This window comes from Vibrio sp. 1249-1 (assembly GCF_033340495.1).
Window position 1 is genome coordinate 58600 of record NZ_JAWOWJ010000011.1, and the last position, 22054, is coordinate 80653.

At 45.9% G+C, this 22054-nt stretch carries 22 protein-coding genes and 1 tRNA gene; 10 read left to right on the forward strand and 13 right to left on the reverse strand.

From position 1 onward, the window contains the following. Window positions 1–2: 2 nt before the first annotated feature. From R7Z50_RS18035 to R7Z50_RS18050, 4 genes are read left to right on the forward strand one after another with little or no spacing between them, the layout of a single operon-like run. Window positions 3–1190 carry a beta-ketoacyl-[acyl-carrier-protein] synthase family protein gene (locus tag R7Z50_RS18035; protein WP_149191956.1) on the forward strand — a complete coding sequence of 396 codons (1188 nt, stop codon included), beginning with the start codon at window positions 3–5 and terminating at the stop codon, window positions 1188–1190. Then, the gene (locus R7Z50_RS18040) at window positions 1183–1647 is read left to right on the forward strand and encodes a hotdog family protein (protein ID WP_015296415.1); all 465 of its coding nucleotides are present in this window, start codon (window positions 1183–1185) and stop codon (window positions 1645–1647) included. Before R7Z50_RS18035 ends, R7Z50_RS18040 begins: the two co-directional genes overlap by 8 nt. After that, window positions 1644–2369, forward strand: coding sequence for a 3-oxoacyl-ACP reductase FabG (fabG, locus tag R7Z50_RS18045; protein WP_225491776.1), 726 nt, complete (start codon window positions 1644–1646; stop codon window positions 2367–2369). Before R7Z50_RS18040 ends, fabG begins: the two co-directional genes overlap by 4 nt. After that, window positions 2366–3589: a beta-ketoacyl-ACP synthase gene (locus tag R7Z50_RS18050; RefSeq protein ID WP_054865730.1), complete on the forward strand. Its 1224-nt coding sequence runs from the start codon at window positions 2366–2368 to the stop codon at window positions 3587–3589. Before fabG ends, R7Z50_RS18050 begins: the two co-directional genes overlap by 4 nt. A gap of 185 nt (window positions 3590–3774) precedes the next feature. Here R7Z50_RS18050 and R7Z50_RS18055 read toward each other — a convergent pair. Continuing rightward, window positions 3775–3851 (reverse strand) — tRNA-Arg (locus R7Z50_RS18055). Window positions 3852–4054: 203 nt separating this feature from the next. Between R7Z50_RS18055 and folD the strand changes: the two genes are divergently transcribed. Further along, window positions 4055–4915, forward strand: a complete 861-nt coding sequence (gene folD, locus R7Z50_RS18060; protein WP_005382297.1) for a bifunctional methylenetetrahydrofolate dehydrogenase/methenyltetrahydrofolate cyclohydrolase FolD — start codon at window positions 4055–4057, stop codon at window positions 4913–4915. Between the two features lie 68 nt (window positions 4916–4983). On the opposite strand, the gene R7Z50_RS18065 is transcribed toward folD, so the two are convergent. The 4 genes from R7Z50_RS18065 to R7Z50_RS18080 form a co-directional block, all read right to left on the reverse strand. After that, window positions 4984–6183, reverse strand: coding sequence for a NupC/NupG family nucleoside CNT transporter (locus R7Z50_RS18065; RefSeq protein WP_005382298.1), 1200 nt, complete (start codon window positions 6181–6183; stop codon window positions 4984–4986). A gap of 257 nt (window positions 6184–6440) precedes the next feature. Then, window positions 6441–7385 (reverse strand): LysR family transcriptional regulator, encoded by a 945-nt coding sequence (locus R7Z50_RS18070; protein WP_017634801.1) that lies wholly within the window; start codon window positions 7383–7385, stop codon window positions 6441–6443. 87 nt (window positions 7386–7472) lie between these two features. Continuing rightward, window positions 7473–8444: a lytic transglycosylase domain-containing protein gene (locus R7Z50_RS18075; protein WP_005388330.1), complete on the reverse strand. Its 972-nt coding sequence runs from the start codon at window positions 8442–8444 to the stop codon at window positions 7473–7475. A 48-nt stretch (window positions 8445–8492) separates the two neighbouring features. After that, entirely contained in the window at window positions 8493–8774 is a 282-nt protein-coding gene (locus R7Z50_RS18080) for a YcgL domain-containing protein (RefSeq protein WP_005382303.1), read from the reverse strand. Window positions 8775–8971: 197 nt separating this feature from the next. Here R7Z50_RS18080 and minC point away from each other — a divergent pair, with 197 nt between their 5' ends. Genes minC through minE form a run of 3 tightly spaced genes read left to right on the forward strand, consistent with a single transcriptional unit; the run spans window position 8972 to window position 10730 of the window. Further along, a complete protein-coding gene (minC, locus tag R7Z50_RS18085) occupies window positions 8972–9634 on the forward strand; it encodes a septum site-determining protein MinC (RefSeq protein WP_005382304.1) in 663 nt (220 codons plus the stop codon). 17 nt (window positions 9635–9651) lie between these two features. After that, complete coding sequence (gene minD / locus R7Z50_RS18090) at window positions 9652–10464, forward strand: septum site-determining protein MinD (protein WP_005388331.1); 813 nt, start codon at window positions 9652–9654, stop codon at window positions 10462–10464. A 2-nt stretch (window positions 10465–10466) separates the two neighbouring features. Further along, window positions 10467–10730 carry a cell division topological specificity factor MinE gene (gene minE / locus R7Z50_RS18095; RefSeq protein ID WP_005388332.1) on the forward strand — a complete coding sequence of 88 codons (264 nt, stop codon included), beginning with the start codon at window positions 10467–10469 and terminating at the stop codon, window positions 10728–10730. 77 nt (window positions 10731–10807) lie between these two features. On the opposite strand, the gene rnd is transcribed toward minE, so the two are convergent. From rnd to R7Z50_RS18130, 7 genes are all read right to left on the reverse strand, one after another. After that, window positions 10808–11926 (reverse strand): ribonuclease D, encoded by a 1119-nt coding sequence (rnd, locus tag R7Z50_RS18100; protein ID WP_031777213.1) that lies wholly within the window; start codon window positions 11924–11926, stop codon window positions 10808–10810. 79 nt (window positions 11927–12005) lie between these two features. Then, window positions 12006–13697, reverse strand: a complete 1692-nt coding sequence (gene fadD, locus R7Z50_RS18105; protein ID WP_005382216.1) for a long-chain-fatty-acid--CoA ligase FadD — start codon at window positions 13695–13697, stop codon at window positions 12006–12008. 106 nt (window positions 13698–13803) lie between these two features. Further along, the gene (locus R7Z50_RS18110; protein WP_064376303.1) at window positions 13804–14658 is read right to left on the reverse strand and encodes an alpha/beta fold hydrolase; all 855 of its coding nucleotides are present in this window, start codon (window positions 14656–14658) and stop codon (window positions 13804–13806) included. Window positions 14659–14664: 6 nt separating this feature from the next. Further along, window positions 14665–15222: a Slp family lipoprotein gene (locus R7Z50_RS18115; RefSeq protein ID WP_005382214.1), complete on the reverse strand. Its 558-nt coding sequence runs from the start codon at window positions 15220–15222 to the stop codon at window positions 14665–14667. A gap of 41 nt (window positions 15223–15263) precedes the next feature. Then, window positions 15264–15569 (reverse strand): hypothetical protein, encoded by a 306-nt coding sequence (locus R7Z50_RS18120; protein ID WP_017819942.1) that lies wholly within the window; start codon window positions 15567–15569, stop codon window positions 15264–15266. A 60-nt stretch (window positions 15570–15629) separates the two neighbouring features. Further along, window positions 15630–16331: a tRNA (adenosine(37)-N6)-threonylcarbamoyltransferase complex dimerization subunit type 1 TsaB gene (gene tsaB, locus R7Z50_RS18125; RefSeq protein WP_064376304.1), complete on the reverse strand. Its 702-nt coding sequence runs from the start codon at window positions 16329–16331 to the stop codon at window positions 15630–15632. Window positions 16332–16360: 29 nt separating this feature from the next. Beyond that, a complete protein-coding gene (locus tag R7Z50_RS18130) occupies window positions 16361–18301 on the reverse strand; it encodes an ATP-dependent DNA helicase (RefSeq protein WP_053303287.1) in 1941 nt (646 codons plus the stop codon). A gap of 218 nt (window positions 18302–18519) precedes the next feature. Between R7Z50_RS18130 and purU the strand changes: the two genes are divergently transcribed. Then, window positions 18520–19353: a formyltetrahydrofolate deformylase gene (purU, locus tag R7Z50_RS18135; RefSeq protein ID WP_005382206.1), complete on the forward strand. Its 834-nt coding sequence runs from the start codon at window positions 18520–18522 to the stop codon at window positions 19351–19353. Window positions 19354–19427: 74 nt separating this feature from the next. On the opposite strand, the gene R7Z50_RS18140 is transcribed toward purU, so the two are convergent. Next, window positions 19428–20027, reverse strand: coding sequence for a VOC family protein (locus R7Z50_RS18140; RefSeq protein WP_318149189.1), 600 nt, complete (start codon window positions 20025–20027; stop codon window positions 19428–19430). Between the two features lie 220 nt (window positions 20028–20247). On the opposite strand from R7Z50_RS18140, the gene argS reads away from it, so the two are divergent. After that, on the forward strand, window positions 20248–21981 hold the full coding sequence (argS, locus tag R7Z50_RS18145) for an arginine--tRNA ligase (protein ID WP_025517318.1): 1734 nt from the start codon (window positions 20248–20250) through the stop codon (window positions 21979–21981). The last annotated feature ends 73 nt before the right edge of the window (window positions 21982–22054 follow it).

Below are 22054 nucleotides of genomic sequence, written 5' to 3' on the forward strand. Positions count from 1 at the left end.
ATATGCCTATTCGCTCTTCTCAACCTTTGTATATTCAGGCCTGTGGCTTTCACTCTGCCATGGGACAAGATGATGCGCTCATCCACCAGTGTTTATCAGGAGCGAAGCCATCCAACATGGTGGTTGACCAAGATATTTTAAATTCAGGCCGCCAAACAGTAATCGGTCGAATTGCACAGACGTTACCGCAATTACCGACCGCACTCAGCCAGTTTGATACGAGAAACAACCGCCTCGCACTTTCGGCTTTGCTGCAAATCGAAGGCGACGTGCGTGACGCCATTGCTAAATATGGTCGTGACCGTATCGCAGTCGTGATCGGCACCAGCACATCTGGCATTTCAGATGGCGAAATCGCATTTGGCGAAAAGCTGGCAAAGGGTAATTTTCCTGCCGACTACCATTACACCAAACAAGAGCTTGGCAACTGCAGCGATTTTATTGCCGCCTACTTTGATTTGAGCGGCCCACATTACTCAGTTTCAACCGCCTGCTCTTCTAGTGGTCGTGTTTTTTTAACCGCGCAACGCCTGATTCGCTCTGGCATTGTTGATGCGGTCATTGTGGGTGGTGTGGATACCATTTGTCGCCTAACACTAAACGGCTTTAACGGTTTAGAAGCTCTATCCGATACCCTTTGTAAGCCGTTTGACCAACATCGCAACGGCATCAATATCGGTGAAGCAGCAGCATTAATGTTGCTAAGCAAAACACCTGCGCCCGTTGCTCTTCTCGGAGCTGGCGACAGCTCAGACGCACACCATATTTCCGCACCACATCCAGAAGGGTTAGGCGCAGAAGAAGCGATGAAAAAAGCGTTGGCCAATGCAGGACTTACAGCGCAAGACATTGGTTACATCAACGCACATGGCACAGCAACGCCGTTAAACGATGCGATGGAAAGCAAAGCCATTCATCGCTGCTTTGGAGACTCCGTTCCCGTAAGCTCGACAAAGCCACTTACCGGACACACATTAGGCGCAGCAAGTGCTACGGAAGCCGCGATTGCTTGGCATATTCTCAAGTACAACCTTGATTTGCCAATACAACACTGCGAAACCAAAGCAGACGATATCCATATATCGTTAGTTGAGACGCCAACCAAACTTGGCAACAAAGCGATTCTCAGTAACTCTTTTGCTTTTGGTGGCAACAATATTAGTCTTATTTTTGGTTACGCTCATGACTAAACTTCCTCCCATCGAACAACTTTTGCCACACGACAAACCAATGATTTTGGTTGATCGTGCTATAGATGTTCAACAAGATACGATTCACTGCCAGGTTGATATCGCAGAACACAACCCGTTCTTCGACTCGGCATCACACACCGTGCCAGCTTACGTTGGCATTGAGTTTATGGCGCAATCGGTCGCGGCGTGGTCTGGTTACCACGCATTAATGAAAGAACAAGCGCCACCAATTGGCTTTTTGCTTGGTAGCCGTCGATACACGTCTGAATGCGATGCGTTTTCTCGCGGACAAATGCTCGATGTGTATGCCGAAAAAGTCATGGAAGATAACGGTATGGCGGTATTTTCTGCCCGTATTGAGCTACAAGGAACTGTTGTAGCGACTTGCCAATTGAACGTTTACGTTCCATCAGAAGAAAAATTACAAGAAATGAAAATCAGGAGTCAACAATGACCCGACAAGTCCTCGTTACAGGTGCCAGCAAAGGCATCGGTAAAGCCATTGCCGTTCAATTAGCCAAAGATGGTTTCCAAATCATTGTCCATTACATGGGCTATCAACAAGGCGCGCAAGATACCCTAGACACCATCGAACAGCATGGGGGTAACGGTCGTCTTATCCAATTCGACATCAGTGACCGCGCAGATTGCCGAGAGAAACTAGAAGCCGATATCGCCGAACACGGCGCTTACTATGGCGTCGTGAACAACGCTGGCATCACAAAAGATACCGCTTTCCCTGCGATGACCGAAGAAGAATGGGATGGCGTGATTCATACCAACCTAGATAGCTTCTACAACGTTCTTCACCCTTGTGTTATGCCAATGGTGCAAAAGCGTAAAGGTGGTCGAATTGTTACCCTTGCATCAGTATCTGGCCTAATGGGGAATCGTGGTCAAACTAACTACAGCGCAGCAAAAGCGGGCGTAATTGGTGCAACAAAATCACTCGCGCTTGAACTGGCAAAACGCAAAATCACCGTCAACTGCGTTGCTCCAGGGCTTATCGACACAGGCATGGTAGACGAACACGTGAAAGAACACGCGATGCCGCAAATTCCTCTGCGCCGCATGGGAGAGCCAGAAGAAGTTGCTGGTTTAGTCAGTTACCTTATGTCTGACATCGCAGGCTATGTAACTCGCCAAGTCATTTCGGTAAACGGAGGCCTAGTATGAGCCGTCGAGTTGTTGTAACCGGAATGTCGGGCGTGACTGCGTTTGGTAACGATTGGCAATCTGTCGAACCAAAACTGCGTGACTGCCAGAACGCGACGCAATACATGCCTTCTTACGAACAGTATGAAGGTTTGAACACCAAGCTCGCGGCACCCATTTTAGATTTTGATCTGCCAAAGCACTACAAGCGCAAGCAAGTACGCGGCATGGGCCGTGTTTCCAAATTAGCGACCGTCGCAACAGAAAACGCACTAAGCCAAGCAGGTTTGATTGGTAACGACGTACTCACCAATGGTCAAACGGGTATCGCATACGGCTCATCAACAGGCAGTACTGACGCAATCGGCGCATTTGGTGTCATGCTGAATGAGAAAACCACTAAAGCGATCACCGCAACGACTTACGTGCAGATGATGCCACATACCACGGCGGTGAACGTTGGTCTATTTTTCGGTTTGAAAGGCCGAGTGATCCCAACCAGTAGTGCATGTACCTCCGGCAGCCAAGCAATCGGCTACGCCTACGAAGCGATCAAACACGGCTACCAAACGGTCATGGTTGCTGGTGGCGCTGAAGAATTGTGTCCAACGGAATCCGCTGTCTTCGATACCCTTTTTGCCACCAGTCTGAAGAATGAAGACCCGAAAAGCACACCAAGACCTTATGACTCCGATCGCGATGGTTTGGTGATTGGTGAAGGTGCGGGAACGCTGGTTCTGGAAGAGTACGAACACGCCGTCGCTCGTGGCGCGAAAATCTATGCAGAAATCATCGGTTTTGCCAGCAACTGTGATGCCGCACACGTCACTCAACCACAGATGGAAACCATGCAAATCTGTATGGAAATGGCTTTGCAAAACGCGGGCATTCCTGCGGAGAAGATCGACTATGTATCTGCTCACGGCACTGCCACCGACCGCGGTGATATTGCAGAAAGCAACGCAACAGCGAATGCTCTGGGCAAAGTGCCAATCAGTTCACTCAAGAGCTACTTTGGCCACACACTAGGCGCGTGTGGCGCAATTGAAGCGTGGCTAGGTTTAGAAATGATGCACACAGGCTGGTTCAACCCAACGCTCAACCTAGAAAACCTCGACGAGCAATGTGGCGATTTAGACTACATCGCCGGACAAGGCCGAGAACTGGACGTGAAATATTTGATGAGTAACAACTTCGCCTTTGGCGGCATCAACACCTCCATCATCTTTAAAAAGGTGTAATGCCCTTAGTAAATGCAAAAGCGCTGGTTAACCAGCGCTTTTTTGTTGGTGGCTATCCAGATTGCTAGAAATTGCAATGGCTAGAATGCCATTCAAAAGTTGTAGATAGAGTGGCAATTACAGCCAAAAACCTAAAAACGACAAAGCCCCGACAACTCAAAGAGTTATCGAGGCTTTTGAATAAATGGCACGCCCTATTGGATTCGAACCAATGACCACATCCTTAGAAGGGACGTGCTCTATCCAGCTGAGCTAAGGGCGCGCTACAGGGACAGGATTATACGAGTTCAAACGGGTAAATCAACGGGTTTTCATAACATTCTGATCTGAATGCCTAAAAAAAGTCCATTAAAACGCTTAATGTTCAAAAACACCACAAAGCAAACGTTTGCGTATGGATGTTGATAAGAAATTCTGCGACAATGCGCCGCAGATAATCTGCCTTCTTAATTTATAAGGAAAGTCATGACTGCTCAAAATATAGACGGAACTCTCATTTCCCAAACTGTTCGATCCGAAGTGGCTGCACGTGTTAAAGCACGTGTTGAAGCTGGGCTACGTGCTCCTGGTTTAGCAGTGGTTCTAGTTGGTGAAGATCCTGCTTCTCAGGTTTATGTCGGTAGCAAACGCCGCGCATGTGAAGAAGTTGGGTTTGTTTCTAAGTCTTTTGACCTTCCTGCGTCTAGCTCAGAAGAAGAGTTACTAGCTCTGATTGATGAATTAAACAACGATGATGAAATTGACGGCATTCTAGTGCAATTACCCCTTCCTGCGGGCATAGACACAACACATGTTTTAGAGCGCATTCACCCAGAGAAGGACGTGGATGGCTTCCATCCTTACAACGTTGGTCGTCTTGCGCAGCGTATTCCAAAGCTTCGCTCTTGCACGCCAAAGGGCATAATTACCCTACTCGACCGTTACAACATTGAGCTACGTGGTAAACATGCGGTTGTGGTTGGTGCATCAAACATTGTTGGTCGTCCAATGACACTTGAGCTGCTGCTTGCGGGCTGCACAACAACAACATGTCACCGTTTTACCAAAGACCTAGAGAGTCATGTGCGTCAAGCTGACGTTGTCGTGGTGGCGGTTGGTAAGCCTAACTTCATCCCTGGTGAGTGGATTAAAAAAGGCGCAGTGGTGGTCGATGTCGGTATTAACCGTCTTGATTCAGGCAAACTAGTTGGCGACGTGGAATACGACAAAGCACGTGAAAGTGCGAGCTTTATTACTCCTGTTCCTGGTGGCGTTGGCCCAATGACCGTCGCAAGTTTAATTGAGAACACGATGCTCGCTTGCGAACAGTTCCACACAGACAAATAACGTAAAACTTCAGATACGAAAAAGGCTCCGCAAGGAGCCTTTTTGCTAATTGTTGATATCTATTTCAATTACAGACTTAAAATCACGCCCGCAATCGAAGCGCTCATTAAGTTCGCCATGACACCAGCGATAATCGCACGGAAACCATGCTTAGAAACAAATGCACGCTTTTCTGGTACCAATGAGCCCAACCCACCAATCAGCATCGCCATGCTTGAGATGTTTGCAAAGCCACACAAAGCAAACGTCACGATTGCTTGTGAGTGTTCACTAAGTTGAGACTTCACTTCTGCAAGCTGGATGAAAGCGACGAACTCATTCACCACAATCTTGTTACCAATCAGCGAGCCTGCTGTGGTTGCTTCTTGCCATGGTATACCCAACAACCAAGCGACTGGCGCAAACACAAAACCTAGGATGAGCTCAAAACTTAATGGTGTCCCAATAAGATCACCTATCCAGCCTAACATGCCGTTTAGCATTGCAATGACACTAATAAACGCCAGTAACGTACCACCGACCGATACAGCAATGCGTACACCCGCCATGGCACCATCGGCTAATGCTTCTACTACGTTGGTTGCACGTGGAATTTCAACTTGGCTAATGTCGATATCTGCTGCTTTATCCGTATCTTCTGGCATTAAAATTTTTGCCATCAACAAGCCGGCAGGTGCTGACATAAATGCAGCAGCAATAAGATAGTTGAGGTCGACACCCAGTGATGCGTAACCAACCAACGTTCCGCCAGCAACTGACGCTAAACCACCTGTCATAACTGCAAAGAACTGCGAGTCAGTCATGTGTTTTAGGTAAGGCTTTACCATTAATGGTGCTTCAATGGTGCCAACAAAGATATTCGCCGTAGCAGACAAAGACTCAGCACGACCGATACCCAGCAGCTTTTGAATACCACCACCGATAAAGTTAATGATTTTTGGCATCACACCAATGTGATAAAGACCTGAGATAAGAGAGGAGAAGAAAACGATGATACCCAGAACATTGATCGCAAAGGTGAAGCCCCCTGTCGCCAAATTACCGAATAAAAACGCAATGCCCTCTTGACCATAGTTGATCAAATTCGACACAACACTGCTCACTGAATTCAGCGCATCTCTTCCTGCTGGTACATATAAAACCAACAACGCAAACAGTACCTGCAAAGCAAACGCAAACGACACCGTTCTCAGCTTTATATTTTTTCTATTTGTAGAAAGTAGCCATGCTAGGAATAGTATGGCTACGATACCAATAATTGAGTTCATAAAATGAATCCGACAGAAGGGGGATATGGAAGGCACCGGATTGTATAGCGGACTCAAAATGCTGCAAGTTGAGGATGTTAACAGTGTGAAAAGTTTAAGCGACCAATAACTGACCAACAAAATAACCAATTGAATTTATTGAAGATAAACGTTTGCTTATTTTAATTATTTCCATATAGAAAATATGTTTCTGGTTCAGGAAAAATTTTTGTGAAGTGAATCACCTTATGTGTCGTTCTACAACGTCATTGATCCTGTTATTTAGGAATAGAGATGTAAGGTGCCAAACGTTGGTCCCAATGACAAGGGTTGCCGATCTTCTGTTTGATAAAGTTAATCACTGCGGATATTTTTTTTGGCATATGCTGGCGGCTTGGGTATACCGCATAAAACGGCATCGACTGGCTGGCTTTCCAGTCAGGTAACAGCTGTATTAACTTACCCGTTCTAAACTCATCCCCCAGCAAGTAAGTGGCAAGGTAGGCAATACCCCAACCTGCAATAGCCGCATCCCGAACGGCTTCTGCCAGATCTACTGAATAGTTACCCGAGACTTTTACGTTCAATTCTTGCTGATCTTTGGTAAACGCCCACCCCGTATAGTCACGCTCCCAGCTTCTGTATATGAGGCAGTTGTGAGCAGATAGGTCATCCGGTTCTGTTGGCGTGTCATGTTTCAATAAGTAATCTGGCGATGCCGCAACAACAAACTGGCAATCCGTCAAACGCTGCGCAATGTAACCTTCAGGCAAATGCTCGTTGTTGGTTACCCATAAATCGAGCCCTTCGGCTAACATATCGACCTTATAGTCAAACAGATGTACTTCCACTTGAAGTTGAGGATACAGTTCGCGTAACTCTTGAATCGCTGGAATAATGTGTAAGGTACCAAATGATTGCGACAACCCAAGACGTACCAAACCTGCTACTTCATCCCGCTGGGTTTCCATCTCTAATGTGGCGCTGCTCACCGCTTGTACCACTTGCTCACAGTGATGAAAAAAGGTTTTCCCTGCCTCTGTCGGCGTAAAGCTTCGCGTAGTGCGTTGAACAAGCTTGATACCAAGAGACGCTTCTAACTGACTCAACTGTTTACTCACATGAGACACCGACACGCCTAAGCTCTTTGCAGCAGCTGTGAAGCTTTTGTGTTTAAGAAGAGCGGAGAAAATCACCATTTGTGCGGCACGTTCAGATAACACGCTTTACCTCGATTTGGTTATAGAAAAAACAAAGGGCTCCGAAGAGCCCTTGTATTGAAGACTGGATGCCGAATTGTTTGTGGCAGATCAGTATTTAATACGGTCAGCCAAGTGGCTCACAGCAAGTGCGAAGTAGTAAGAGCGGTTCCACTTCATCAATACGTTGTAGTTATTGTAAACCAGATACGTACGACCATTCTCGTCGTCCGGCATGATCAACCATGCTTTGATGTCTTCATCCAGTTTTGGCAACGGGCTACCGTCATATTTTGTGATACCTAATTGGCTCCACTCTTGAAGGTATTTGCCTTTTTCAGCCGTGCGCCCTTCCAGGCTGCGATCAATATTTTTAGGAACCTTAACTTGGCGACCCCAAGTATATTTATCATCCCAACCAGACTTGCTCAAATAGTTAGCGGTTGATGCAAACACGTCCGCTTCAGATTGCCATATGTCTTTTTTACCATCACCGTTGCCGTCAGCAGCAAAACGAAGGAAAGAGCTTGGCATAAACTGGCATTGACCCATCGCACCAGCCCATGAGCCTTTAAAGTTCTCTAGCTCAATATGGCCTTGATCGAGGATCTGCAGTGCCGACATGGTCTCTTTACGGAAAAACTCTTCACGACGGCCTTCAAATGCCATTGTGGATAGTGCATCAATCACTTTAAAGTTGCCGGTAAACTTACCAAAGTTACTTTCAACTCCCCAAAGTGCCACAATAAAGCGCGGGTGGACACCGTACTCATCGCCTATACGCTTTAGCTCAGTGTAATGCTCTTTGTAGAGTTGTCTGGCTTGCTTCACCTTCCATTCAGGCACCGCGCGAGGAATGTACTCATCCAATGTCAGTTTCTTTTCTGGTTGGTTTCGGTCCGCTTTTACTGCTCGCGGCTTGTACTCAACATTAGCAAAAGCAGCACTAATGACCTGCTCTGAGATACCTTTATCACGAGCTTCAGCACGCAGCTTATTCAAGTATTCATCAAAACCCTCGCTACTTGCAAAAGCCGAGGTACACATACCAACGCTAAGCATGGTAGCCAGTATCTTTTTCATATTGCCCTCCTTGAGCAAGGCAGAAATCCCAGATGAAAAACGATGACGTTATTCGCCTTTCTGCTGGGCTTTTTGTTCTTTGTACTTTTCTAATAGGTTCTCCGGCGGCGGTGGAACCTGAAGAAAGAAGCCATCATTTTGTAATGAAGCCTTCACTTTTTCGATATCAACTTGTGCCAATTTACGGCCATCAAGTTTAATCGTCATGACAGCGATAGGCTTACCGAACATCTGCATTAAGGTGTCAGGAACCTGTGAAAAATCATCCTTTTTCGGAATATAGAGATAAGTACCTTCTTTTTTCGAGCTTTTATAAATAGAACAAAGCATGACACGCCTTTTATGCTGATTTAGCCGCGTTGAGTGCGGATTAGGTTGAAAACGTCAAATTCTCGCAAACTTAATAGCAAATTTGAGATTAATTCACCTATTTGCCCACGAGAGAACTTGCTGCGTCAAAGGATGAAATATAACATGACATACCTAGTTTAAGGCAACGCTCTTTCAATAAAGGCAAGAAGTCCACGATGACCCATTCACCAGACCTTAAAGGTAGCAGTTTTACATTGTCAGTTTTACACCTTTCTGACAATGAGATCGCAAAGACTGTCGAATTTTTGCAAGAAAAAGTTTCTCAAGCACCTTCTTTTTTTGCATCCGCGCCTTTGGTAATCAATATAGCAAAAGTACAAGGCGACATTGATTTCCCTAAGCTTAAACAAGGCATCTCAGATGCCGGTTTTATTCCGGTCGGTGTAACGGGCTGTAAAGACAAGCGTGTACAAAACCTTGCTTCCGAAGCTGGCTTCGCCATTATGTCGGCGAGCAAATCGCCAAGCCAAGCACCTGCCAAAATGGCACCAACGAAAGTAGTTCGTACGCCTGTCCGCTCAGGACAACAGATCTACGCAAAAGATGGTGATTTGGTGGTGCTAGCGCACGTAAGTGCAGGTGCTGAAGTCATTGCTGACGGCTCTATTCATATCCATGGCACACTTCGAGGTCGTGCGATTGCAGGAGCAAGTGGTCAGCAGGAAGCGCGTATTATTTGCCACGATTTACAAGCAGAACTGGTATCCATTGCGGGTGACTACTGGTTAAGCGATCAAATTGAAAGCGAGTACTGGCAAAAGAAAGTAATGATCAGTAAAGCCGATGAATCATTACATTTAGAAGTTCTCGCGATTTAATCTAAAAAGGAAAAAAAATGGCACGCATTATTGTAGTAACGTCTGGTAAAGGTGGCGTTGGTAAAACCACTTCAAGCGCAGCCATCGCCTCTGGTCTAGCTCTTAAGGGAAAAAAGACCGCGGTGATCGATTTTGACATCGGTTTGCGTAACCTCGATCTAATCATGGGCTGTGAGCGCCGCGTCGTGTATGACTTTGTGAACGTCATTAACGGCGAAGCGACATTAAACCAAGCGCTGATCAAAGATAAGCGCACGGACAACCTATTTATTCTTCCTGCTTCTCAAACTCGTGATAAAGACGCACTGACAAAAGATGGTGTTCAGCGCGTATTCGGCGAACTTGATGAAATGGGCTTTGATTTCATTATTTGTGATTCACCAGCAGGTATCGAGCAAGGCGCGTTAATGGCCTTGTACTATGCCGATGAAGCCATTGTCACAACGAACCCAGAAGTCTCTTCTGTACGTGACTCTGACCGCATTCTCGGTATTTTAGATTCTAAGTCACTGCGTGCAGAGCAAGGGCTAGAGCCAGTAAAACAGCACCTGTTACTGACTCGCTACAACCCATCTCGCGTCACTCAAGGCGAAATGCTAAGCGTTGAAGACGTAGAGGAGATCTTACATATTCCACTACTGGGCGTGATTCCAGAAAGCCAAGCCGTGCTTAACGCGTCAAACAAAGGTGTGCCAGTCACTTTTGACGATAACACCGATGCGGGTATGGCTTATTCTGACACCGTTGATCGCTTATTAGGCAATCAGGTTGAATTTCGTTTCCTTACTGAGGAGAAGAAAGGACTCTTTAAACGACTCTTTGGAGGCTAGACATGTCATTATTAGAATTTTTCCGTCCACAGAAGAAAACTTCTGCGAATCTAGCTAAAGAGCGTTTGCAAATCATTGTCGCAGAGCGCCGCAGCCAAAATGATCCTGCGCCGTCTTACTTGCCTCAATTAAAAGAAGACATCTTGAAGGTGATCAGCAAGTACGTGGCAATTGATCCAAATATGGTTGACTTAACATTTGAGCACAAAGACGACGATATCTCAGTTCTTGAGCTGAATGTGAAGCTACCAGACGAAGAAAAGTAATCAGTTTCTCTCGCCAGACGAATGCTCTAATTAGAACGAAAAAGGTTGGCATCGAGGCCAACCTTTTTCATCTTTCATTACTTTAATGCTTTATTCATCTTGTCGCCGAGTAAATCCAAACGCCACCCTTGCATCAAATCAGGCAATACTTCTGGGTCACGATCTTTTTTCCAAACCCAACTGATCAACTGATTGATCTGCTTTTTAGAGGCAAGGAACTCCGTGGCTAAACCTGACTTCTGCGAAGCCGATTTCACCAAGTCTTTCATATTTTTGAAGACCTGCTTGTAACCCGGATAGTCCATTAAACGCTCAATTTTCGCAGGATACTCTTCAGAAGGTGTTTGCTTCGCTTGCTTAACAATCGCGGCAATCTTCGCGCCATGGCGGTTAATCGCTCGGATATCAATATCTTCTGCTTCCATCTTCTTAAAGTTCGTTAAACCAAGACGAGCGACCGTTAATAGATCACCTTCTTTGAAGATAAAGTTCAGCGCTAAATCTCGTTTGATTGCTTCACGATAACGCCACGTCGCCAATGGCTTTAAAATAGCCAGCTCAGAAGGTTTTAATTGCCAAGCGCCCTTAATATCAAGGTAGGCATTCTCTTCATTGGTTACGCGAATACGTTTCGAAACGAGTAAATCACTTTCTTGCTGTACAGCTTCCCACCAACCTGCTTGCGTCACCTTATCGAACAGCTTTTCGTATAACGGTAACAAGTAATGAACATCTGCGGCAGCATAATCTAATTGCTTTTGTGTCAGTGGACGAGCCATCCAGTCGGTACGTGATTCACTTTTGTCGAGCTCTACGCCTAAATATTCTTCCACCAGCGATGCGAAGCCTGTCGATAGGCCGTGACCGAGAAAAGCGGCCATCAGCTGCGTATCCACCATAGGGAATGGTGTACAACCAAAAGCGTTTTGGAAAACTTCTAAATCTTCACCACATGCGTGCAGCACTTTTAGCACAGAAGTATCTTTTAATAGCGCTACAAACGGCGTCATATCCGTTAATTCAGTCGGATCAATCAGCGAGAGGCGATTACCATCGAAAAGCTGAATCAGACCTAACTGCGGGTAGAAAGTGCGAATACGAACGAATTCGGTATCCAGCATCACTACGTCTGCCTCTCGGGCATGAGTGCAAACCTCTTCTAGGTCTTTGTTTTTAGTAATAATTTGATAGTTCACATACTTCTCGCTATAAAAAATGCCAGCAAAACGCTGGCATTCTATCATTTTTTAAATCTCTCGACTCGACGAAATCGGCTTATGCGCTTTTCTTCGCAAGTTCAGCGTCATTCTCTTCGCGTAAAACACGACGCAAGATCTTACCGACATTGGTTTTAGGTAAGTCTTCGCGGAACTCAACCAACTTCGGAACTTTGTAGCCAGTTAGGTGTTCTCGACAATGCGCGATCACTTCGTCTTTGGTCAAGCTCGGATCGCGTTTCACGACATAAATCTTCACTAATTCACCAGACACTTCATGCGGCTGACCAATAGCAGCAACTTCAAGTACTTTGCCGTGAAGTGCTACAACGTCTTCGATTTCGTTCGGGTAAACATTAAAGCCTGATACTAAGATCATGTCTTTCTTACGGTCAACGATATGCAGGAAGCCTTCGTCATCGAACTTAACGATGTCGCCAGTTGATAGCCAGCCGTCTTCGTTAATCGTATCTTTCGTTGCTTCAGGTCGTTGCCAGTAACCTTGCATAACCTGAGGACCACGAACTTGAAGTTCACCAGTTTCAGTATTCGCAAGAGCGTTGCCTTCTTCATCCACGATACGAACTTCTGTTGATGGTACCGGCAGACCAATAGAGCCATTGTATTCAACAAGATCATGCGGATATGCCGCCACCAACGGAGAACACTCTGTTAGACCGTAACCTTCGAGCAAATAGCAACCCGTGGTCTTTTGCCATCTTTCTGCCACTGAGCGCTGCACTGCCATGCCGCCGCCAACGGCTAAACGTAGATTACTGAAATCCAACTCGTGGAAATCTTCATTATTGACCAATGCATTAAATAAGGTATTCACGCCCGTAATCGCAGTAAACGGATGCTTTTGTAGCTCTTTCACGAACCCTGGAATATCTCTTGGGTTGGTAATAAGTAAGTTACGACCACCCATTTCAACAAACAGCAGACAGTTTACGGTAAGAGCAAATACGTGATACAGCGGTAACGCTGTCACGACTAATTCACGCCCCGGAGATAAAACCGGTCCGTACGCGCCTTTTGCCTGTAGAACGTTCGCAATCATGTTGCGGTGAGTCAGAATCGCGCCTTTCGCGACACCTGTCGTCCCCCCCGTATATTGCAGGAATGCAATGTCATCCCCAGACATAAACGGTTTAACGTATTGTAGACGACGACCTTTACGTAGAGCCTGACGCATTGAGATTGCACCAGGTAAATCGTACTTAGGCACCATGCCCTTAACGTACTTCACGACAAAATCGACAATCGTACCTTTCGCTCGTGGCAGCATTTGACCAAGACTGGTTAACACTACGTGTTTGACTGGTGTTTTATCGACAATTTGTTCTAGCGTGTTCGCAAAGTTAGACACAATCACAATCGTCGTCGCACCTGAGTCATTCAATTGGTGTTCAAGTTCACGAGGAGTGTAAAGTGGGTTAACGTTTACGGCGATACAACCTGCACGCAAAATACCAAATAATGCTACTGGGTATTGCAGTAAGTTTGGCATCATCAGAGCAACGCGGTCACCCTTTTGCAGTTTTAACTCGTTTTGCAGATACGCTGCGAATGCGCGACTACGCTCTTCCAATTTACGGAAGGTCATAACCGAGCCCATGTTCATGAATGCTGGTTGGTCTGCATATTTTTGTACAGACTGTTCAAACATTTCTACCAAAGACTCATATTGCTCTGGATTAATGGTTTCAGGTACGTCACTTGGATAACGTGAAAGCCATGGTTTATCCACGATGTTACTCCTCGTTTATAACTGGCTAAAAAATAGCGTCCTTTTTATTTTGAAAGCTATTACAGCACAGCGAACGTGCTTGAGCACGCAACTCTCAAACACTTGTTTAAATTTTGTTAACTACACCAAGAATTCGCGTTGCGACCTCGAGTATTTGCTCTAAATGACAGTGATGACCACCCTTGACAGAAACCACTTGCGGTGGGCTCTCTCCCCAATCAGCTTGGTTAGATGGTAAATTCTGAAATCCTTGATCGCCTAATACAATCAAATGAGGACAACGTATTTGGCTGGTAATCGAGTTAGCATGCGCTTGCGCCATTCGGTAAAGCGACGCACATTTTAACTTGGCGTCATGCCGCCAATACCATTTATCTCCTCGCTGCTCTGTTCCACGCTCGACTATCGGTAGAAGCTGCTCAGCGGTTAATTGGTTGGCTTGCATGCGTAATTTTAACGCCAGATCGAAGGAGGCAATGGCTCGCTCTGGCTTGTTTTGCTGTCTTATTCGACTTAAAACGCCATCGCGAAGACGAGGCAAACTGTTAATAGGCTCTTCAGTAAGAGGTCCTGCTCCCTCAATTTGCACAAGACCTTCGACCTGCTCTGGAAACGCAGCACTATAGCAACTTGCGATTAAAGCACCAAGTGAATGCCCTACTAATATCAGTCTGTTTGGTGATAATTCGTCCAAAAACTGATACAAATCGGCAATATAGTCGTGAAAGGGGTAATAATTATCGTGAGATTTATGACTCGATAAACCGTGACCAAAATGATCGATGGCGAGGAGGTGTAAGTGAGGATTAAGTTGATTCAACTGCTCCATGAGCGCTTTAAAGCTGCCCGCATTATCTAACCACCCATGAAGAAAAACGACTGACAAGTCAGCCGTTTTCTCGTTCCCTATCTCAAGGGCTGCCATTTTGCCGGCAGGAAGCTCGAATTGACGCTCATGCATCGCAGATTATTTGACCTGTTTTATCACTTTACCGTCTTGTGGGAAATCATTACGCCACATGCGGCAGTTAATCGAGTAACATGGGTAAAAGTAGGTTGGCGAGTCATACATGCGTACACGTTCTTCAATTTTCCATAAACGGTACCCTTCCCCCTTTATTACCGGGAAGATGTAACCGTGCTCACCGATCTTTCCTTCTTCTTCCCCTGCTCCTTTGCCTACAACCGTCACCAAACGGCCTTCACTAAAGGCGACAGGCTCTAAATAGCCATCAAAATAGGCGACAAAACGTCCCGTAGGCTCTTCATCGATATCAGGTTTACCAGACTTACTGATAGGAAGGTTTACAATCTCTAGACGCGTTTTATCTTTAAAGTTATCCACTTTAGCGATGATTCCACCAAGGCGAACATCTTCACTCACTTGCCCCTGAGACTCAGCAAAAGCTTTATAGTCTGTAACGACCAATTCTGTGCTTGCATTTAGCTCCTCAGGCAACGAGCTACACGCAGACAAACCAACCGTAGCAAATAATGCGAGAAAAAACCGTCCAAAAACCTTCATAAACCACCTTTCAATATTAGTAACCCCAAGCTGGGGAGATCTCACACGTAAATATCGACACCAAGTAATTGAGCCAGTTCCTCTTTTTTAGCTCGATTCATGACATCCATGTACTGCTCCATTGCTTTACGTGCGCCCCCTTCAGGAAGGTCATATTGCACTTGAGCTCGGTGAATTTGGGACTCATCCACGTGTTTTATGGAGTGCGCCACGGCGTTAGCAACCTTTGAAGGCTGACCTACAGGCTGCTTTGTTTGTGATTTATTTACCTGCTTCTTTTGACTGGCTTTATGAGTGCGATTTGCACCGGGAATCAAAGAAGGAGGCAAGCCATTAATCGACGCCATAGCACTCCATAAAAATACAGGGCAAACGCCCTGCTTTTTGTCAGGTTAATGAAAAACGGACTATTCGCGACCAGGAAGTTTTTTCCATGTCACATTATCACGTAAATAAACAGGGCTCGAATCTTCGACCGGCACGGTATTACCCTTTTTAAATTCTTGTTCAGCAAGAATCACGATGTCTTGTGAATCAGGGTACAGAACGTCACCATGCGTCAAATTAAACGGTAGGCCTGCTAATACTTCTTGGTAAGCATCCCAACCAGTACCTGCTGTCGTCCACGTTTTGTCGTCTGCTTGTGCTTCTTCAACGAGACGTGCTGGTGGAATTACGCACTCTGCATCCACCCCTGCCCACTCACCGTTTGCTTGGCGAGTGTAACGTGCCCAGTAAACTTCACCCATACGTGCATCAATGGCCACAGCGACATCGGTCACACCATGTAAGCGATAGCTACCTTGAGCCATTGCAGCCAGCGTTGAAACGCCGATCATAGGTAAGTCAGCACCGAACGCCAAACCTTGTGCGATACCAATACCGATACGAACGCCAGTAAAGCTACCTGGACCACGTCCAAACGCTAACGCATCCAGCTCTTGTAGAGTCAGGCCAGCTTCTTTGAGTACTTCATCAACCATTGGCAGTACTTTTTTGGTGTGATCGCGTGGTGCAACCGCGCTACGTGAAATCACTTGATCATTAGCCAACAACGCAACTGAACAGTTTTCAGTCGCTGTATCGATAGCAAGAATTTTTGCGCTCATTTAACTCTCTACAACTCTCATTTATTGGGTTATGCCTCAGCACTTGCGTCTGTGACAGATTGTTCTGCTTTCAGGAATGCTTTGATTCCATCTAAGTCTCGCGTCCTTGGGATAGGTGGTAGACTTCCGAGGAAAATACCACCATAGTCTCGCGTGACAAGGCGATTATCACAAATGATCAACGCACCGTGATCCTTCTGATCTCGAATTAATCGCCCGACTCCCTGCTTTAACGTAATCACTGCATCCGGGATTTGTACTTCAGCAAATGGTTCACCGCCACGTAATCGACAATCCTCGATACGGGCTTTGAGTAACGGATCGTCAGGGGCGGTAAACGGTAATTTGTCGATAATAACACAGCTCAGCGCATCACCTCTAACATCAATCCCTTCCCAGAAAGCGCCCGTCGCCACGAGTAAAGCGTTACCCAGTTCCATAAACTCCGCCAAGGTTTTCTGCTTACTCATCTCCCCTTGCATTAACACAGGCAGCTCAAGTACTTCTCGGAACTTCTCACCTAGTTCACGCATCATGCTGTGCGAGGTACATAAAAAGAAGCAGCGACCATCATTTTCTTCAATCACCGGAGCAAGCATTCGGACTAACTTATCCGCTAAGCCGTTACTGTTTGGCTCTGGCAAATACCTTGGCACACAAAGGCGCGCTTGTTTTTGATAATCAAAGGGGGACGGCAGAGAAAATTGCTTTGTAGGCTTGAGGCCAAGGCGCTCAGTAAAGTGCTTGAAGTCGCCCGATACAGCTAGGGTTGCTGACGTGAAAATCCACGCGCCTTGTTTAATCTCTATTTGCTCATGGAACTTGTCCGCGACAGAAAGAGGCGTAATGTGCAGAGCGAAATGACGAGGCGAGGTATCGTACCAGTATGAGTAACCGGTAATATCGACATCACAGACGCGGTCGATGCGGCCTTTGATCAAATTGGCTCGTTCAAAAGCGGTATCCAGTAATTGACTGCGCCCTAAAGCTATTTTGAGTACATCAATCGCCAATTCGAGGCTGTCAGTTAAGCGCAATAATTCTCGCTTAATAGAACCTGATTGCAACGCCTCACGCCAGTTGCCACGAAAGCCTGGCTCACCTAATACAATCCGCATGTCCATTGCGCTTTGCATGAGTTTGTCGCCCACTTTTTGCAATTGACGCATATCTTTGGCTTCGGTGCGGTAGGCTATTTCAATGTCTTTGGCAAGATCGTGAATTTGGCGGCTTGAAACTGACTGGCCGAAATATTCGCTCGCAATATCTGGCAACTGATGAGCTTCATCAAAAACAAACACATCGGCTTCTGGAATCAGTTCACCGAATCCTGTTTCTTTGATCGCTAAATCAGCAAGAAACAAGTGATGGTTCACTACAACAATGTCGGAATCCATGGCTCGCTTACGCGCTTTCAATACAAAGCAATCGGTGTAGCTCGGACACTCTTTACCTAAACAGTTATCATTGGTTGAGGTGATGGTCGGAATGATCATGCTGTCTTCTGGCAGATCATCACAATCACCAAGGTCACCTGTTTTGGTTTCTGATGACCAAGCACGCACTTTAACCAGTTGAGTTAATAACGTCGGGTCAGATTCATTAGTGTGGCTTTCGACCATTTGGCGGCTCAAACGATCCAAACACAGATAATTAGAACGCCCTTTTAATAATGCCACTTGACCATAAAAACCAAGCGCATTGACCATGAGCGGTAAGTCCCGATGGTACAACTGCTCTTGCAAGTTTTTCGAGCCTGTACTGATAATCACTTTTTTACCGCTCAACAGCGCAGGGACTAGGTATGCGAAGGTCTTACCGGTTCCGGTTCCTGCCTCCACCACCAACTGGGTTTGATCTTTGATCGCACTGCTGACGGCTTCCGCCATATCGATTTGTGGCTGACGAGCTTGAAAGCCAGGAATGGCCTTACCTAACGCGCCATCAGAGGAAAAAGTTTTTGCGATCATGCTTGGTATTGAGTTTGAAAAATTATCGAGAGTATATCAGAGGAATAGGAGTGACATCAGCCCACAATCTGACCAGCTTGCGGCGACACAAGGATATTTTGTTGAAACCAACGTAAGAATAGATTATTTATGGTGAAACATGGCAGTACAGTTACACCCGCCAGGGAATAATAACAAATTCGTACGCTAAAATATTAATGCATGGAAGTACCTGATTTATGGAAAAGAAAACACTGTTGACCCACTGTTCTGACGCCCCGGGTCTCATCTCGAAAATTACTAATATCTGTTACAAGCACCAACTCAACATCGTTCACAATAACGAATTTGTTGATAATACCAGTGGCCACTTTTTCATGAGAACGGAGCTAGAGGGATACTTCAACGATCAAACGTTTCTTGCCGACTTGGACCAAGCTCTCCCGCAAGGTGCTAAGCGTAAATTGGTTGGCTCTCGCCGTAAGCGCATCGTCATTCTCGTCACAAAAGAAGCGCATTGTTTAGGCGATATTCTGATGAAAACCTACGATGGAAGCCTAGATGTTGAGATCGCCGCTGTGGTGGGGAATTACGACAAACTGCAAACTCTCACTGAACGCTTCGACATTCCTTACCACCATGTGACCCATGAAAACCTTAGCCGTGAAGAACACGAGCAGAAGATGCTAGAAGTGATCGATCAATACGATGCTGACTTTTTGGTGCTAGCTAAATACATGCGCGTATTAACGCCGACGTTTGTTGAGAAATATCACCACAAAATCATTAATATTCATCACAGCTTCTTACCTGCTTTTATTGGCGCGAAGCCATATCAACAAGCTTACGATCGCGGTGTGAAAATCATCGGTGCAACAGCACACTTCGTGACTAATGATTTAGATGAAGGGCCGATCATCAAGCAAGACGTAATTCCTGTCGACCATACATTCAATGCCCAAGATATGGCGCAAGCGGGACGCGATGTAGAGAAGAACGTATTGAGTAAGGCTTTGAATAAAGTGATCAATGACCACGTCTTTGTTTATGGGAATAAGACAGTGATCCTTTAAGTTCATCGCTTTTGAATGAAAGAAAGGGTTGCTCATTTGCAAACCTTTCTTCTTTCTAGTCGTTCAAAACTTGCTTATTCAGCCTGCTCAGACTCCACAATACGCTTAAGTGAATGCGGGTGCAGTTTGATACAAATGTCTTGGTACTTAAACGCCACCGTTGGGTTGTTCAAGCGTTCGCCATCCCCTTTCGGGCTCGACAGTTTGATCTTCACACCCAGCTCTTCCAACTCATTAAAACGCGCCCCAAACGCTGGGTAAGTGTGTTTCAAATCAGCAAGAAACTCATCTGCGGTTTCGGCATGAGACGGAATCACAAACTCCACATGTTCCCAGCTTTCAATTGGGTAGATTTTGCCTTCCGCAGGGTATGGCAGTTCCAGACACTCAATCTTCCAGCCACGACTTTCCAACGCTTTATCGAATTCGATAACGATGATTGGGCGACCGTTGATTTTCGCTTGTGAAATCACCTTACCGTATTGATTCCATGCTTCATGCGCGGCTTTTGCTGTTTCAGTATCATTAATTCGCAGCGCAATATGGTCAGCTTGAGCAAAGCTCAGATCCAGTTTTAACAGGGATGCAAGCTCTTCAATCTTCGCCATAAATGCATCCAGATCTTGGATCATCAATTTAGGCGCTAGGCGTTTTTCAACTAGTTGAGTCGTCATTGTGGCTCTCTTTTGGGGCGATTTATCTCATTACTCTGAGCGCAATAGTAAACTCAAACCAAACCACATTTCCATTCAATCGAAAAAGTATAAATTTCCCCAATTCCTCTCTGTATGAAAAGCAATAAAGTTGTTATCATTAGCCCCATTTTTGTGAACTCCAACAGAACTCGGCACTTACTTCGCCGAGTTCTTCGTCCTTGAATTGAAGGAAACGCGTGTGAATATCCAAGCACTTATTAATGACAAAGTATCTCAGGCTCTAGAAGCCGCTGGCGCACCTGCAGGCAGTCCTGCGGCAGTACGCCAATCAGCAAAGCCACAATTTGGTGACTACCAAGCAAACGGCGTAATGGGCGTTGCTAAAAAACTGGGTACTAACCCACGAGAATTTGCACAGAAAGTACTGGATGTTCTAGACCTAGATGGTATTGCAAGCAAGACAGAAATCGCTGGTCCTGGTTTCATCAACATTTTCCTAAGCGAAGAGTTCCTAGCAAAACAAGCGGAAGCAGCACTGGCTGACTCACGTCTTGGCGTTGCAGCAGACGAAGCTCAAACTATCGTTGCCGACTACTCTGCACCAAACGTTGCTAAAGAAATGCACGTTGGTCACCTACGTTCAACCATCATCGGTGATGCGGTAGTACGTACTCTTGAGTTCTTAGGTCACAAAGTGATCCGTGCGAACCACATCGGCGACTGGGGTACTCAGTTCGGTATGCTTATCGCAAACCTTGAGCGTGTACAACAAGAGTCTGGCGAAGTTTCTATGGAACTTGCGGACCTTGAAGGCTTCTACCGCGAATCGAAAAAGCTGTACGATGAAGATGAAGAGTTCGCAGTAAAGGCGCGAAACTACGTGGTAAAACTGCAAAGCGGTGACGAGTACTGTGCAGAAATGTGGAAAAAACTCGTTGATGTAACCATGATCCAAAACCAGCGCAACTACGACCGTCTAAACGTGTCACTGACTCGTGACGACGTGATGGGCGAGAGCATGTACAACGACATGCTTCCTAAGATCGTTGCAGACCTAAAAGAACAAGGTCTTGCCGTTGAAGATGATGGCGCGCAAGTTGTATTCCTAGATGAATACAAGAACAAAGATGGCGAACCAATGGGCGTTATCGTTCAAAAACGCGATGGCGGTTTCCTATACACAACAACAGACATCGCATGTGCAAAATATCGTTATGAAGAGCTAAGCGCAGACCGTGTGCTTTACTTCATCGACTCACGTCAACACCAGCACCTAATGCAAGCTTGGACAATTGTTCGTAAAGCAGGCTACGTACCTGAGTCAGTATCTCTTGAGCACCACGCGTTCGGCATGATGCTTGGTAAAGATGGTAAGCCATTCAAGACTCGTGCGGGTGGTACCGTTCGCCTTGCCGACCTTCTAGATGAAGCAGAAGTTCGTGCAGCACAACTGATCGAATCTAAAAACCCTGAGCTAGATGCGGAAGAAAAAGAGAAGATCTCTAAAACAGTTGCAATGGCAGCGGTTAAATACTCTGACTTATCTAAACACCGTACGACTGACTACGTGTTCGATTGGGACAACATGTTAGCGTTTGAAGGTAACACAGCACCATACATGCAATATGCATACACTCGCGTAGCTTCTATTTTCGCTAAAGCTGGTGTTGCTATGGACGCTCTCCAAGGCGACATCAAAATCACTGATGAGAAAGAGAAAGCACTTATTGCTAAACTTATGCAGTTCGAAGAAGCGGTTCAATCTGTCGCTCGCGAAGGCCAACCGCACATCATGTGTAGCTACCTATTCGAACTAGCAGGTCAGTTCTCTAGTTTCTACGAAGCGTGCCCTATCCTAGTTGCTGAAGACGAAGCTGTGAAACAAAGCCGTCTGAAACTAGCTGCGCTAACAGCGAAGACCATCAAGCAAGGTCTGTCTCTACTAGGTATTGATACTCTAGAGCGTATGTAATCCGCTTTTACGTAGGTAGCTTAAGTAGCACAAGCTAAATGATGACAAAGGTTGACGTGAAAGCGTCAACCTT